The organism is Corallococcus sp. CA047B (genome assembly GCF_003612065.1).
Lineage (GTDB): Bacteria > Myxococcota > Myxococcia > Myxococcales > Myxococcaceae > Corallococcus > Corallococcus praedator.
Map to the genome: position 1 here is coordinate 1 of NZ_RAWD01000082.1, position 13,257 is coordinate 13,257.

A 13,257-nucleotide genomic window follows, 5' to 3' on the forward strand; every position below is an offset into this window, starting at 1 on the left:
GTGGAGGTGGTGGGCGCGCCGGGGGTGTTGGACGCGGGGGCCACCACCTCCACGGGCTGGGCCTTCATCGCGCGGGCTTCGGCCGACTTGGTGGTGAGGGTGGTGTCCAGGCCCTTGGCGAAGCTGACGACCTGGGGATCCGTGCCCGCCGTGCCCAGCTTGCGCAGCGACTTCCAGAACGGGTGCTCCATGTCGCCGCTGCGCACCAGGCCCCGGGCCAGCAGCGTGGTGGCGGCGTCGCGCTCCGCGGCGCTGGAGGTGCGCAGGGTCGTCACCAGCTCCTGGGGCGCCGTGCGGGCGACCTCCCCCATGCCGCTGGCCATCTCCACCTGCGCGTCCAGGTCACCGGAGAGGGCGGAGGCGCGGCACAGCTCCATCACCCGGGCCATGGCCTCCGTGTTGCCGCCCGCGGCCAGCTCCACCATGGAGCTGACGCCGGGGACGCCCACTTCCAGCGTGTGCGCCACCTGCCGCAGCCGGCCGTAGACGTCATCGCCCGCAGAGTAGCTGTCCAGGAGCGTACGCGTGCCCAGGTAGTCGTGCGGGTTGGACTGGTAGAGGCTCTCCGCCAGCACGGCGCGCACGGCGGGGTCGCGCTCGCTGCGCCATGCGGTGCGCAAGAAGCCGATGTTGCGTTGGTCGCGCTGCTTGCCCAGCTCCAGGTACGTCTTGATGCGGTTGGCCACGTCCGCCGTGGCGCCCGCGACGGCCTTGGGCCCGTCCGCGAGCGAGGCCACCGCGGTGCCTGGCCCCAGGGTGGAGCCGGTGGCGGCCACCGCCGCGCCCAGCGCGTCCATGCCGGCGACGACGGGGCCCGCGCGGCCCGCGTAGTCGTTGACCATGATGGAGAAGGAGAACTTCTCCCCGCCCGCGGACTGCACGTAGCCGCTGAGCGCGGAGACGCCTTCCAGGGTGCCCGTCTTCGCGCGCAGTCGGCCCACGGCGTCCGTGCCGTCGAAGCGGTACTTGAGCGTGCCGTCCTTGCCGGCGATGCCCAGCGAGGACAGGTACTCCGGGGCCAGCGGGAAGCGCTCGTACATGTGGCGCAACAGCCGGTCCATCTGCGCGGTGGAGAAGCGGTTGGCGTCGTTCAGACCGCTGCCGTTCTTCATCACGTAGGTGCCTCGCGGCAGGCCCACGTCGCGCTCCAGGAACTCCTCCACCACGTCGATGCCCTTGGCGAACGAGCCCGGCGCGCCGCGCAGCTCCGCGCCCATCGTCTTGAGGAGCGTCTCCGCGACGAAGTTGCTGGACAGCTTGTTGAGGCGCTTGAGGACGATGTCGAACGTGTCGGACTGGGACACGTGCACCATGCGGGCGCGCGAGGGCGTCAGGCCCTGCTTCACCTTGCCCTTCACCTTCACGCCGCGCGAGACGAGCAGCTGCTTGAGCGTGTTGCCGAAGTACAGGGGCGGGCTGTCGATCTTCTTCCAGACGCTCACCGCGCCGCGCTCGTCGGGCACCTGGCCCTTCACGACGATCTTCTGCCGTTCCCCGAACGCGTCGGACTTCACGGACACGCGCCGCGCGCGACCGGGGCCGCTGGTGACGGTGTTCTCCACGAGGAAGAAGTCGCTGGGCGGCTCCATGTCCACCACGGCCTTGCCGCCGGGGCCGGAGCGCACGTAGACGGCCACCGCGTTCCAGTTGAGGCTCACCGCGCCGGTGGGCGCCATGTACGCGCGGTCGGAGTCCTCCTGGTCGTAGCCGGGCGGGGTGCGCTCGGGATCGAACCAGGAGTCGTCCACGATGATGTCCTGCACCTCGCGCAGGCCGGCGTGGAGCAGCTCGGAGGTGATGCCGTACAGGCGCTCCGTGGTGATGGTGGGGTCGCCCTTGCCGCGCACGTAGAGCGTCTTGACCTTGCCGTCGGTGGGCAGCTCCGGCTCGACGAGGAACTCCGTCTCGTAGCGGTACTCCGGCCCCAGGGCCACGAGCGCCGCGGAGGACGTGACGAGCTTCACGTTGGAGGCGGGGTTGAGCAGTTCGTCCGCGTTGTGGCTGAACACCACCGTGCCGTCGTCCAGGCTCTGCATGTGCACGCCGACGCGGCTGCTCTTGAGCGCGGTGCGCTGCATGACCTGCACGAGCGCGTTCTTCAGCGCCTCGCGTTCAGCCTTTTTGTCGTTGGACGGCGACGCGGCAAGGGTGGCGGACGGCAGCCACAAGGCAATGGCGGTCGCTGCCCAGAAGGGTCTGGCTCGAAAAACCTGCACGCACGCTCCGGGGAAGTCGCGAACCATTATGAAGAAGGGATGAAAGGGGCGGCAAGGGTGGGGGCCCGGCGACCTGCATGCCTGGGCGCTCGCTCCTCCGGAAGAAGGCATGCCCGCCTGCCTGCTTCCTGGAAACCAAGAGGATGCTGTCGCAGCATGGACGTTCCCCCTGACATCCGGTCCGTGACAGACGCCATGCCTCCCCTGCCCTTCCGCGCCGCCGTCCGGGTGGTGTCCGCCACGCTGGCCCTGCTGCTTTACGCCGGCTGCCGCGAAAAAGCGCCCCCGGCCGGCATCACGGTGTTGCTGGAGGCACCACCGGACAGTCTGGACGATCGCTTCGCCCTCACGGCCCATGGACAACGGCTGGCGCAGCTCATCAGCCCGGGGCTGCTCACCTTCGACGACGCCAGTTCGCCGGTGCCCCAACTGGCGGAGTCCTTCCGTGACGTGTCCGCCACGGTGGTGGAGTTCGTCCTGCGGCCGGGCCTCACCTTCCACGACGGCACCGCCCTCACCGCCGAGGACGTGAAGGCCACCTATGACAGCCTGCGCGACCCGGCGCTGGGCAGTCCCAAGCGCGAACGCTACGAGTCCCTGGAACGGGTGGAGGTGGTGGATGCCCGCACGGTGCGCTTCCACCTGAAGCGCCCCTACGCGCCCCTCTTGGCGGAACTTTCCGCGGCCATCCTCCCCGCCGAGCGCGCCGGCCCCCAGGGCATCGAGGCCCAGGCCACGCACCCGGTGGGCGCGGGCCCCTTCCGCTTCGAGTCCTGGCCGGACGAGGAGCACCTGACGCTCACGCCCTTCGCGGGCTGGCACGGCGGGACGCCCGCGCTCTCGCGGCTGACGTTCCGGGTGGTGCGGGATGAGACGACGCGGGTGCTGGAATTGCTCAAGGGCCGGGCGGACCTGGTGGTCAACGGGGTGTCCCCGGCGGTGCTGCCCGCGCTCCGGGAAGCGCCCCACCTGCGCGTCGTGACGAAGCCGGGCACGGGCTTCACCTATGTGGGCGTCAACCTGCGCGAGGGGCCGCTGGCGGACGTGCGCGTGAGGCAGGCGCTGTGCCACCTCATCGACGTGGGCCCGCTGGTGGAGCACAAGCTGCATGGGCTGGCGGAGCCCGCGTCCAGCATGTTGCCTCGGGAGCACTGGGCGTTCACGGCCACGCCCGCGTGCGGGTATTCACCGGAGGAGGCGGGGCGGTTGCTGGACGCGGCGGGGTATCCGGATCCGGATGGGCCCGGGGGGAAGCCCCGGCTGGCGTTCACCTTCAAGACGAGCACGGACCGGTTCCGGCGCGCGGTGGCGCTGGTGCTCAAGGAGCAGCTTGCTCGGGGGGGCGTGGCCATCGAGGTGCGCGCGCTGGAGTTCGGCACGTTCTTCGAGGACGTGCGCCGGGGCCGCTTCGAGCTGTTCACGTTGAAGTGGGCCGCCGTGATGGAGCCGGACCTGCTGAGAGGCGCGTTCCATTCCGGGAACATCCCCGGGCCGGAGAACCACTGGGGCGGTTTCAACCGGGGCGCGCTGAAGGCGCCGGGGCTGGACCGCGTGCTGGACGCGGCGACTCAGGCTCCCCGCGAGGAGCGGCGGGCGCTGTATGCCCGGGCGCAGCAGGAGCTGGATGCGCTCCTGCCCGTCATCCCCCTGTGGCACGAGGCGAGTGTCGCGGTGGTGTCGTCGAGGCTCGCGGACTTCGAGCCCAGCGCGCACGGGCTGCTCACGCCGCTGGCGAAGGCGCGGGAAGTGACACCTGCGGCCGACACCGGGAGGGCGCCGTGAGGAAGCGATGGGTGCCGGCGGCCATCGCGCTCGTTGGAACACGGCGGTGGGTGTCGCCGCGCCGCGACCTCGTGCCTGAAATGACACCCATGAGCGACATGGGGAGGGCGCCTTGAGGAAGCGACTGGTGTCCGCAGCCATCGCGCTCGTTGGCGCGCTGTTGCTGGTGTCGCTGTTCCTGTACCTCGTGCCCGGGGATCCGGTGGACGTGATGCTGGGGGAACAGGCGACGCAGGTGGACCGCGCGGCGCTGCGACGGGCGGTAGGGTTGGACCTGCCCTGGTACGCGCAGCTCTGGACGTTCACGCGCGACCTGGCCACGGGGGAGCTGCGCACGTCGCTGCCCCCGTTCCAGCGCAAGGTGCTGCCGGCCCTGGGCGCCGCGCTGCCGTACACGCTGCTGCTCACGGTGGCGGCGATGGCCGTGTCCCTGTTGCTGGCACTACCCCTGGGCGTGATGGCGGCGGCGCGGCGGGGCACTCCCGTGGATGCGGTGGCGATGGGCGTGTCGGTGGCGGGCGTCGCCCTGCCCCGCTTCTGGCTGGGCCCGGTGCTCATCATCCTCTTCGCGCTCAAGCTGGACTGGTTGCCGGTGTCGGGCGCGGAGTCATGGCGGCACCTCGTGCTGCCGGCGTTCACGCTGGGCACCGCGCTGGCCGCGTTCCTCGCGCGGATGACTCGCGCGACGATGCTGGAGGCGCTGCGGGAGGACTACGTCACCGTGGCTCGGGCCAAGGGGCTGTCACCTCGCGTGGTGCTGTGGAAGCACGCCTTCCGCAACGCACTGCTGCCGCTGGTGACCGTGCTGGGCCTGGAGTTCGGCGCACTGCTGGGCGGAGCCATCGTGACGGAGAAGGTGTTCGCGTGGCCGGGCATGGGCACGCTGCTGCTCACCGCCATCGAGAAGCGCGACTACAACACCGTGCGCGCCACCGTGCTGCTCTTCACCTTCTGCTACGTGCTGGTGAACACGCTCACCGATGCGGCCTATGCGTGGGTCGATCCTCGCGTGCGGAGGCGCTCATGAGCGGCGCGGCCCGTCGCTTCCGGTTGCGGTCGTGGGGTGCCCGGTTCGGGCTCGCCGTGGCGTGCGTCTGGGTGTTCACCGCGCTGTTCGCCCCGTGGCTCAGTCCCCATTCGCCGGACGCCATCGACCTCACGCGGGAGCTGGCACGTCCGGGCCCGGGGCACCTGCTGGGCACGGGGGAGAACGGCATCGACGTGCTCACCCACGTGCTGCATGGCGCGCGTGTGTCGCTGGAGGTGTCCTTCTTCGCCGTCCTGTTGTCGGGCGTCCTGGGCATCACGTTGGGAGGCATCGCGGGGTACGCGGGTGGACTCGTGGACGAGGGGTTGATGCGGCTGGTGGACGTGCTGCTCGCCTTCCCCGGCATCCTGCTGGCGCTGTTCATCACCTCCGTGCTGGGCCCCAGCCTCGCCAACGTCGTCTTCGCCCTCTCCTTCACCGGGTGGACGGGCTACGCGCGACTGACGCGGGGGCAGGTGCTCACCCTGCGCGAGCGTGACTACGTGCAGGCCGCTCGCGCGCTGGGCAGCGGCCCCGGGCGCATCCTCCTGCGGCACCTGCTGCCCAATGCCGCGGGGCCGTTGCTCGTGCAGGCGACGTTCGCGCTGCCGGGGGCCATCGTCGCGGAGGCGTCCCTGAGCTTCCTGGGCCTGGGCGTCCCACCGGGCACGCCTTCGTGGGGCGCGCTGGTGGACCAGGGGACGCAGTACCTGCTGGTGGCGCCGCACGTGGCCCTCTTTCCCGGCATCGCCCTGGCCGTCACCGTGCTGGGCTTCAACCTGCTGGGCGATGCGCTTCGCGACGCGATGGATCCGCGTCACCAGGGGACGTGAGTCGCGCTTGAAGCCCTGGGCCCGCCCTGGCAGGAAGCACGGGCGGGACCTCTGGAGGTGATGCGCGATGAAGGCCGTGGTGCAGCGGGTGCTGGAAGCGTCGGTGACGGTGGACGGCCAACGCGTGAGCGAGATGGGCCCCGGGCTGCTCGTGCTCCTGGGCGTGGGCAAGGGCGACACCGACGCGGACCTCGCGTGGATGGTGGAAAAGCTGGCCCTGCTGCGCATCTTCGAGGACGCGGACGGGAAGATGAACCTGTCGCTGGAGGACACCTCCAAGCAGCTCATCGTCGTGAGCCAGTTCACCCTCTACGGGGATGCACGCAAGGGCCGCCGGCCCAGCTTCATCGACGCGATGGAGCCGGTCGCGGCCAAGGCCCTCTACGAGCGCGCATGTGAAGCCCTGCGCAAGCGCGGCCTCTCCGTGGGCACCGGCATCTTCGGCGCGGACATGAAGGTCGCGCTGATCAACGACGGGCCCGTCACCATCCTGCTGGAGAGTCCGCCGAAACCTGGCGCTCCGACCTAACGCACGTCCAGCGTGCGCCGGAAGAACGCCACGCCTTCCGCCTTCGTGCGCGCCTGCGACGTCGCGCGCGTCCCCGCCACCGGGTCCTTGCACAGCATCGCGATGACCTCGAAGCCCTTCGGGTAGCACTCGGGCAGGAAGGTGAAGTGACCCGCGTCGTCCAGCACCACCGTCGTCGTGGTCGCTGGAGGCAGGCGCCCGGACAGTTGCAGGCCGTGCTGCTCGTGCGGCATCAGCTCATCGCCCTTCGCGAGGATGAGCTCCACGGGCTTCTGGATGTCCGCCGTGTCCTGGGTCTCGAAGGAGGCCGCCATTCCCGGCGCCATCGCGAAGGCCGCCTTCACGCGCGGGTCCAGGTACGACGCGCGCGACTCCTTCATGTCGATGCGGCCATAGTCCACGTCGCGCAGGGCCTCGCAGCCAATCTCCTCGCGGGTGCCGAGCGTCGTGCAGCGCTTTTCGATCCACTCCAGGTTCAGCCGCAGGCCCACCAGCGCCATCGCCGTGTAGCCGCCCATGGAGTGTCCCGACGCGCCGATGCGCTCCGGATCCACGCGCGGGCCCCACTTCGGATCCTTCAAGAGATTGTCCAGGATGACCGTGAAGTCCTTCGGCCGCTCATAGGCGCGCGCGAAGCCTTCCGGGCTCGTGTCCTTGTAGGAGTTGCCCGGGTGGTTCAGCGACAGGACGATGAAGCCGTGCGCCGCCAGGTGCGCGCCGAACCAGGACAGGTCGATGCCCGACCCACCGCTGCCGTGTGACAGCAACACCAGCGGCCAGCGCGCCTGCGCGTCCGACAGCGGTGCGTCCTTGGCCCCATAGAAGGGCTTGAACACGTCCGAGGGCGCGCGGTCGTCCACCGGCGTACCGGGCGCCACCGGATACCAGATGAGCGGCTTCAGCGTGCGGTGGCGGACCGGGTCCTCGAAGGACAGCGACTGGGTGACGCCCACCGCATAGGCCGCATCCGGGCCATAGAGCGACGCGACGTCCGTGCGCGGAGCCTCGGTCGCCTTCTTCGAGGAGGCACAGCCTCCCGTCACCAGGGCCGAGGAGAGGAGCAGCGCGCCGAGGATGCGCCCGCCTCGGGACGCGCGGGGAACCACGGAACCAACCAGGGAGCGACGGAACATGGCGGAATCCTCCAAGTCGTGGGAGCGGCCTGCGCTGCGGTTGGACTACCTCCCGGCGACAGGCCCATTGCGATGGGCCCGGGCCGTCACAGGCGGACGGTGGTCCCGCGCGTCACCAGCGCCGCCAGCCCCTGCTTCGTCTGCGCCGCGGTGCGCAGGTGCAGGGTGAGCGCGCCCAGCTCGCGGATCCACGTGGCCGCGTTCGGGCCCAGCCCGGAGAACAGCACGGAGAGCGGCGGCGGCTGGGCCACGCGGCCCGACCAGTACCCCAGCACCTCTTCGCGCTCCGGCAGCACCGGCAGCTTCATCCGCTCCTGCTCGCGCGCCAGCAGCCGCTCCAGCTTGCGCGGCAGGTTCACCTGCCAGTGCGCCACCGTTCGCGCGGGCCTCCAGGCCCAGTCCGCGAAGGCGAAGCGCTCCTTCGCCGCGTACTCACCCCGGCCCTGCGTGACGAAGACGCGGTCCGGCGGGAAGTCCGGGAACGGATCCCACTGCCCGGCCAGGAGCGACGCCAGCCCCTGCTCCCCAGGCGGCCTGAGCCGGAAGCTGTCCCGCACCGCCCGCGACGCCCGGATGTCCCAGTACGGATAGGCCGGATCCTCCACCATCAGCGCCAGGTTCAGCGCCTCGTCCCATTCGTCCGCGTAGCCCCCGTGCGCGCCGGCCACCTCCCAGCCGCCGGGCCCCTCCTGCCAGGGCTGGAAGACGAGCCGGTCCACCAGGTCCATCCACCCATCCGAGTCGAGCGACCCCACGCCCCCTGGCAGCGCCGACATGGCCAGCCGCTGGCAGAGCGTGAAGGCCTGCGCGTCACCGAGCTGGCTCGCCAGCAGTTCCAACGCGCCGGAGGCATCCCCCATGGCGCGCGTGAAGAAGGGCAGCACCTGCTCGTGGAAGAAGCGGTCGTTGATGGGACGCAGGACGACGTCCATGGGGGGGCGCCTTCCTGTGCGGCCTTCAGGGCCGCGCGTCTTCCTGGACGATGAGGGCGTGGATGTCCGACGCCGTGGGAGCTTCCAGGATGGCGGCCCGGAAGCGCGGATTCTTGAACAGGCGCGAGATGCGGGCGAGCGCCTTCAGGTGCACCCCCGCGCTGTTCTCCGGCGCCACCAGCGCGAAGAACAGGTGCGTGGGCTTGCCGTCGATGGCCTCGAAGTCCACCCCCGTGCGCGACACGCAGAAGGCCGCCTGGAGACTGTCCATGCCCGCCAGCTTGCCGTGGGGGATGGCCACGCCCTCGCCAATGCCCGTGCTGCCCAGCTTCTCCCGCTCCTGGAGCACCGCCACCAGCCGGTCCTCGCGCAAACTCGGGTGCGCCCGCGCCAGCGTGGCACTCAGCTCGCGCAGCACCTCCGGCTTCGTGCGGGCCTGCATGTCCGCGACGACTGCTTGGGGGCTGAGGAAATCGGCGATTCTCAATGGCGCTCCCGCACTGGCGCTCCGGGCCGGCAATGATTCCTCGGCCGGCAATTACTCCTCACACTGGATTCGCGCAAGGGATGCCTGGGCGGTGGAAAGCGCTTCGCTCACTGCGCATCAGCCCCCAGGGCTCCGCTGCCTGCCAGAACCCCTGGGTCTGCCCCCGTGCCCACGGCTTCCCTTCCCGCCCCCCGCGCGTGAGCGGCGTGGGGGGCGGACCGGACTCATGACTCCAGCCTCCGAACCTGGAAGGTCGGGTCAGGTGCCGGTGGCGGCCACCGGTTCGGAGGGCAGGTGCGGTTCAATGAGCCCGAACCCGCCTTCCTTGCGGCGGTAGACGATGGACAGCGCGTGCGACTGCTGGTTCTGGAACACGTAGAAGTCGTTGTTCATCAGGTTCATCTGCATCACCGCGTCGTCCACCGACAGCGACTGGATGGCCAGATGCGTGGTGCGCACCAGGCGCGCGATCCCCGACTCGGCCGCCTGCGCGGTGTCGTGGGACGGCGTGGCGGCGGGCGGCTGCGACGCCTCGGCGGGTTCGGTGGACTCCAGGGACTCGGAGACCTCGAAGACGTCGTGGCGGACCTTGAGGGTGTTCACCAGGTCCTGGCGGTGATGGACCTTCTCCTTGCCGTGGTGCGACTTGAGCTTGTCGCGGTAGCGGCGCAGCTGGCGCTCGATCTTGTCCATCGCCAGGTCGATGGAGGCGTACATGTCATCGCTCTTCTCGCGGCCTCGGAGGACCCAGGCGCCCGAGTGGATGGTGATGTCCGCGTGGTGCAGGTGCCGCTCCAGCGACAGGACCACGTGGGCCTCTCCAGCCCGGTCCAACAGTCGGTTCACCCGATCGACCTTTTCACGGGCGTATTCCTTCAGGGAATCCGACGCTCCGAACTGACGGAAGGTGATGTTGAGCTGCATGCGTGGTCGCCTCCTAGGGAGAGAGGTAAGCTCCGTCACAGATCAGAGACGGAGCCCACGCCGAAAGCAACCCGGCCCCCCACGTAGGAACTTCCCGTCCACGACACGCGGCCGCGCAAGCGACCGCCAGAGGACACGTGTTGTGTCCGGTGCACACCACGTGAAGGTGATTCCGACCCGGGTTCCATTTTCCGGCCCGGGCCGTCTGAATCACCCTGTCACGCGAGCAGCATCCCGCCCCTGAAAGTCCGGTACTTCGCCATTGACGAAACGCGAAGACTTCAGGGCACGACGGCGATGACGAAGTCCTGCGAGTGGAAGATGGAACCGTCGCACGACGCCACGCCCACGCACTCGCGCACGATGCCCGCGAGGCTCGCCTCCATGCTGAGCAGATGGTTCGCCTGCGGCGTGGTGGTGGGAATCGTGAGGCTCACCTTGCCACCCTCCTGCGTGGCGGTGAGGGTGCCGGGCGCCCTGCCCCCCTCGCGCATGATCATCACGCTGACGGGACCGGGCACCTCCGTCGCGGGCTCCCAGAGAAAGGCGTACGTCTGTCCGACGCGCAGCTTGTCCGGGGTGCCCTCTTCCTGGAACGTGAAGCTGCGCTTGGCCTTGGCGTTCTGGAGCACCAGGCGCACGGTGTGGGTCGCGTCCTGGAGCTGCACGGTGATGTCGCCCACCGGTTCGCGGCCCCAGGCGCCCGGGTCGTAGTTGAAGTACGCGCGGCTGTTCTCGCACGCGTCCCCGCGCCCGCCCACGTCCGACGCGCCGCCCGGCACCAGCGTCATGGGCTGGCCGTTGAGGGTGGCCGTCACGTCGTCCGCGAAGCGCGAACACGGGCCGTCCTCCACGGAGTAGCTGACCGTGAAGCGGTGCGCGCCCTGCGCGTCCGGCGTCTCCTCGTCGTCCACGTCCGTCAGCGCGTAGGTGAGCGAGCGGCCCGACAGCTCCGCCAGCGACATCACCTTCGTCTCGCCGCCGCCACAGCCGGCCAGCGACACGAGGGCCCCAAAGGCTCCGATTCCACGAACAGACCAGCGAGACAGCGAAGAAGACAGGGGAAGGGACATAGGGCCCGCGACCCTATCACTCCCGCGCGAGCAGTCCGGTGAGCCGTGCCCGCACGCCCGCCCACTCCGTGTCGAGGACGCTGTAGTACGCGCTGTCGCGCACGATGCCGCCGCGCACCAGCATGTGGTTGCGCAGGAGGCCCTCGAACGTGGCCCCCAGCCGCTCGATGGCCGCGCGCGAGCGCACGTTGCGCCGGTCGGTCTTCAACTGCACGCGCATCACCGCCAGCGTGTCGAACGCGTGGCGAAGCAGCAGGTACTTGCACTCGGTGTTCACCCGCGAGCGCCACACCCGCCGGCCCAGCCACGTGGAGCCGATTTCAAGCGTGCGGAAGTCACGCTGGATCTCCATGAAGCGCGTGGTGCCCACCACGTCCCCGCCTTCGCGCAGGCAGATGGCGAAGGGCTGCTCGGTGCCCGCGGCCCGGGCCTTGAGCGCGGAGGCGACGTAGTCCGCCACGTCCGCTTCCGTGCGCAGCACGCGTGAGAAGTGCGTGAACAGCTCCGGTTCGCAGAGCGCCGCGAGCGCGGGCACGTGGTCGGTGCTCAACGGCACCAGCCGCACCGTGGTCCCCTCCAGCGTGACAGGCGGGACGACCAGGGGCAGGGGCTCCCGGCGGGGAGCGTCGGCGTCACCGGGGAAGGAAGCAGGGGGCACGGGGTCCATGGACCGCTTCATGCCCCAACTCCGGCCCTGACGGGCAGGGCCGGTTGAGACAAAGCGCTAGTAGTAGCGCTTGCGCTTGCTGCTGGGGAGGATGCCCAGCACCTCGCGGTACTTGGCCACCGTGCGCCGGGCGATTTCGGTGCCCTGCGAACGCAGCAGCTCGACAATCTTCTGGTCCGAGTACGGGTTGCGCGAGTCTTCCTGCGACACGAGCTGCTTGATGTGGTGCTTCACCGCTTCGCTGGCCGTGTCCTCGCCGGACACGCGCGCGATGGACGAGTTGAAGAAGTACTTCAGCTCGAAGATGCCCTGCGGCGTGTGCACGTACTTGCTCGTCGTCACGCGGCTGACGGTGGACTCGTGCATGCCGATGTCCTCCGCCACGTCGCGCAGGATGAGGGGCTTCAGGTGCGCGATGCCCTTGTCCAGGAAGTCCTTCTGGAACTTCACGATGCTCTCGGTGACCTTGTAGATGGTCCGCTGCCGCTGGTGGATGGAGCGGATGAGCCACATTGCGCTGCGCAGCTTGTCCTGGATGAAGTCCTTCGTCTGGCCAGGGCTCACCGCGCCGTTCTTCAGCGCGTTCCGATACATGCCGGAGATGCGCAGCTTGGACAGGCCGTCGTCGTTGAGGACGACGGTGTAGTCCTCCTCGCCCAGCTTGTAGACGAAGACGTCGGGGGTGATGTACTGCGCGTCGTCCCCGCTGAAGTTGCGGCCCGGCCGCGGGTCCAGCTTGGGCAGCAGCCTGGCCGCCGCCACGACCTCTTCCAGGGTGACCTTGAGGTCCTTGGCGATGGCCGGCAGGTTCTTGCTTTCCAGATATTTCATGTGCCGCTTGATGATGAGGCCCATGAGCGCGGCGCTCGGGTCCTTCATCGCCTGGAGCTGGATGAGCAGGCACTCCTGGAGGTCGCGCGCGCCACAGCCGCGGGGCTCCAGGTTCTGGATGCGGCGCAGGGTGCGCTCGGCGACGTGCATGGGCACGTCCGCCTCGTTGGACAGGCGGATGAGCGGGTCGCCCTCCACGTCCGGGAGCTTGAGGTAGCCGTCGTCGTCCAGGTTGCCCAGGATGAGCACCGCCACGCGGCGCTCGGCCTCGTTGAGCCGCAGCGTGCCCAGCTGCTCCTGGAGGTGGTCGACCAGGTCCTCCTTCTTCACCATGTTGGCTTCGAACGACGGCAGGTCGTCCGTGGCCACGTTGCCCTTGTTGGAGGCGGTGGTGGGCTCGTTGAACTGGTAGCTGTTGAGGTACGCCTCCCAGTCGATTTCCGGCGGGCCTTCCCCGTCCGCCTTGAAATCCTGGGCCGTCTCGGGATTCGCGGAAGGCATGTCGCCGTCGCGGACGGCCTCGGCGTTGTCGGCCTCCAGCGAGGCCTCGCCCGGCTCCTTCTCACTGACCTCGCCCGGCATGCCCTCCTCGGGCTGCTCCAGGAGCGGGTTCTGCTCCATCTCCTCCCGGACCTGGTCCAGGAGTTCCATCCGAGAGAGCTGGAGGAGCTTGATGGCCTGCTGCAGCTGGGGCGTCATCACCAGCTGCTGCGCGAGCTTCAGGCTCTGTTTGAGTTCCATCGCCATGTGGGGGCGTCTCCAGAAGACGTGCGTGCCGACTCGATGGGGGTTCCCATCAAGGACCGTGCCAACCTAACAAGGC

The 13,257-nt window shown here is 69.6% G+C and carries 12 protein-coding genes; 4 read left to right on the plus strand and 8 right to left on the minus strand.

Features of this window, described 5'->3' with window-relative positions; all coding sequences use genetic code 11:
- On the minus strand, positions 1–2,216 hold a 2,216-nt coding region (gene dacB, locus D7X74_RS15280), incomplete at its 3' end, for a D-alanyl-D-alanine carboxypeptidase/D-alanyl-D-alanine-endopeptidase (protein WP_120533720.1).
- A gap of 156 nt (positions 2,217–2,372) precedes the next feature.
- Here dacB and D7X74_RS15285 point away from each other — a divergent pair.
- From D7X74_RS15285 to dtd, 4 genes are all read left to right on the plus strand, one after another.
- Positions 2,373–3,998: an ABC transporter substrate-binding protein gene (locus D7X74_RS15285; RefSeq protein WP_120533696.1), complete on the plus strand. Its 1,626-nt coding sequence runs from the start codon at positions 2,373–2,375 to the stop codon at positions 3,996–3,998.
- Between the two features lie 127 nt (positions 3,999–4,125).
- Complete coding sequence (locus tag D7X74_RS15290; RefSeq protein WP_233602112.1) at positions 4,126–5,025, plus strand: ABC transporter permease; 900 nt, start codon at positions 4,126–4,128, stop codon at positions 5,023–5,025.
- Positions 5,022–5,858, plus strand: coding sequence for an ABC transporter permease (locus D7X74_RS15295; RefSeq protein ID WP_120533698.1), 837 nt, complete (start codon positions 5,022–5,024; stop codon positions 5,856–5,858). Before D7X74_RS15290 ends, D7X74_RS15295 begins: the two co-directional genes overlap by 4 nt.
- A 67-nt stretch (positions 5,859–5,925) precedes the next feature.
- On the plus strand, positions 5,926–6,387 hold the full coding sequence (dtd, locus tag D7X74_RS15300; protein WP_120533699.1) for a D-aminoacyl-tRNA deacylase: 462 nt from the start codon (positions 5,926–5,928) through the stop codon (positions 6,385–6,387).
- Here dtd and D7X74_RS15305 read toward each other — a convergent pair.
- The 7 genes from D7X74_RS15305 to rpoN all read right to left on the minus strand — a co-directional run bounded on the left by D7X74_RS15305 (position 6,384) and on the right by rpoN (position 13,181).
- Positions 6,384–7,520 carry an alpha/beta fold hydrolase gene (locus D7X74_RS15305; protein ID WP_120533700.1) on the minus strand — a complete coding sequence of 379 codons (1,137 nt, stop codon included), beginning with the start codon at positions 7,518–7,520 and terminating at the stop codon, positions 6,384–6,386. The two genes, dtd and D7X74_RS15305, sit on opposite strands and share 4 nt — an antisense overlap.
- 86 nt (positions 7,521–7,606) lie before the next feature.
- Positions 7,607–8,452, minus strand: coding sequence for a hypothetical protein (locus D7X74_RS15310; RefSeq protein WP_120533701.1), 846 nt, complete (start codon positions 8,450–8,452; stop codon positions 7,607–7,609).
- A 25-nt stretch (positions 8,453–8,477) separates the two neighbouring features.
- Positions 8,478–8,939 (minus strand): PTS sugar transporter subunit IIA, encoded by a 462-nt coding sequence (locus tag D7X74_RS15315; RefSeq protein ID WP_120533702.1) that lies wholly within the window; start codon positions 8,937–8,939, stop codon positions 8,478–8,480.
- Between the two features lie 258 nt (positions 8,940–9,197).
- On the minus strand, positions 9,198–9,863 hold the full coding sequence (gene hpf, locus D7X74_RS15320; RefSeq protein ID WP_120533703.1) for a ribosome hibernation-promoting factor, HPF/YfiA family: 666 nt from the start codon (positions 9,861–9,863) through the stop codon (positions 9,198–9,200).
- A 281-nt stretch (positions 9,864–10,144) separates the two neighbouring features.
- On the minus strand, positions 10,145–10,867 hold the full coding sequence (locus D7X74_RS15325) for a hypothetical protein (RefSeq protein WP_233595870.1): 723 nt from the start codon (positions 10,865–10,867) through the stop codon (positions 10,145–10,147).
- Between the two features lie 85 nt (positions 10,868–10,952).
- A complete protein-coding gene (locus D7X74_RS15330; RefSeq protein ID WP_120533704.1) occupies positions 10,953–11,615 on the minus strand; it encodes a GNAT family N-acetyltransferase in 663 nt (220 codons plus the stop codon).
- Positions 11,616–11,660: 45 nt separating this feature from the next.
- Positions 11,661–13,181, minus strand: coding sequence for an RNA polymerase factor sigma-54 (gene rpoN / locus D7X74_RS15335; RefSeq protein ID WP_120533705.1), 1,521 nt, complete (start codon positions 13,179–13,181; stop codon positions 11,661–11,663).
- Positions 13,182–13,257 lie beyond the last annotated feature (76 nt).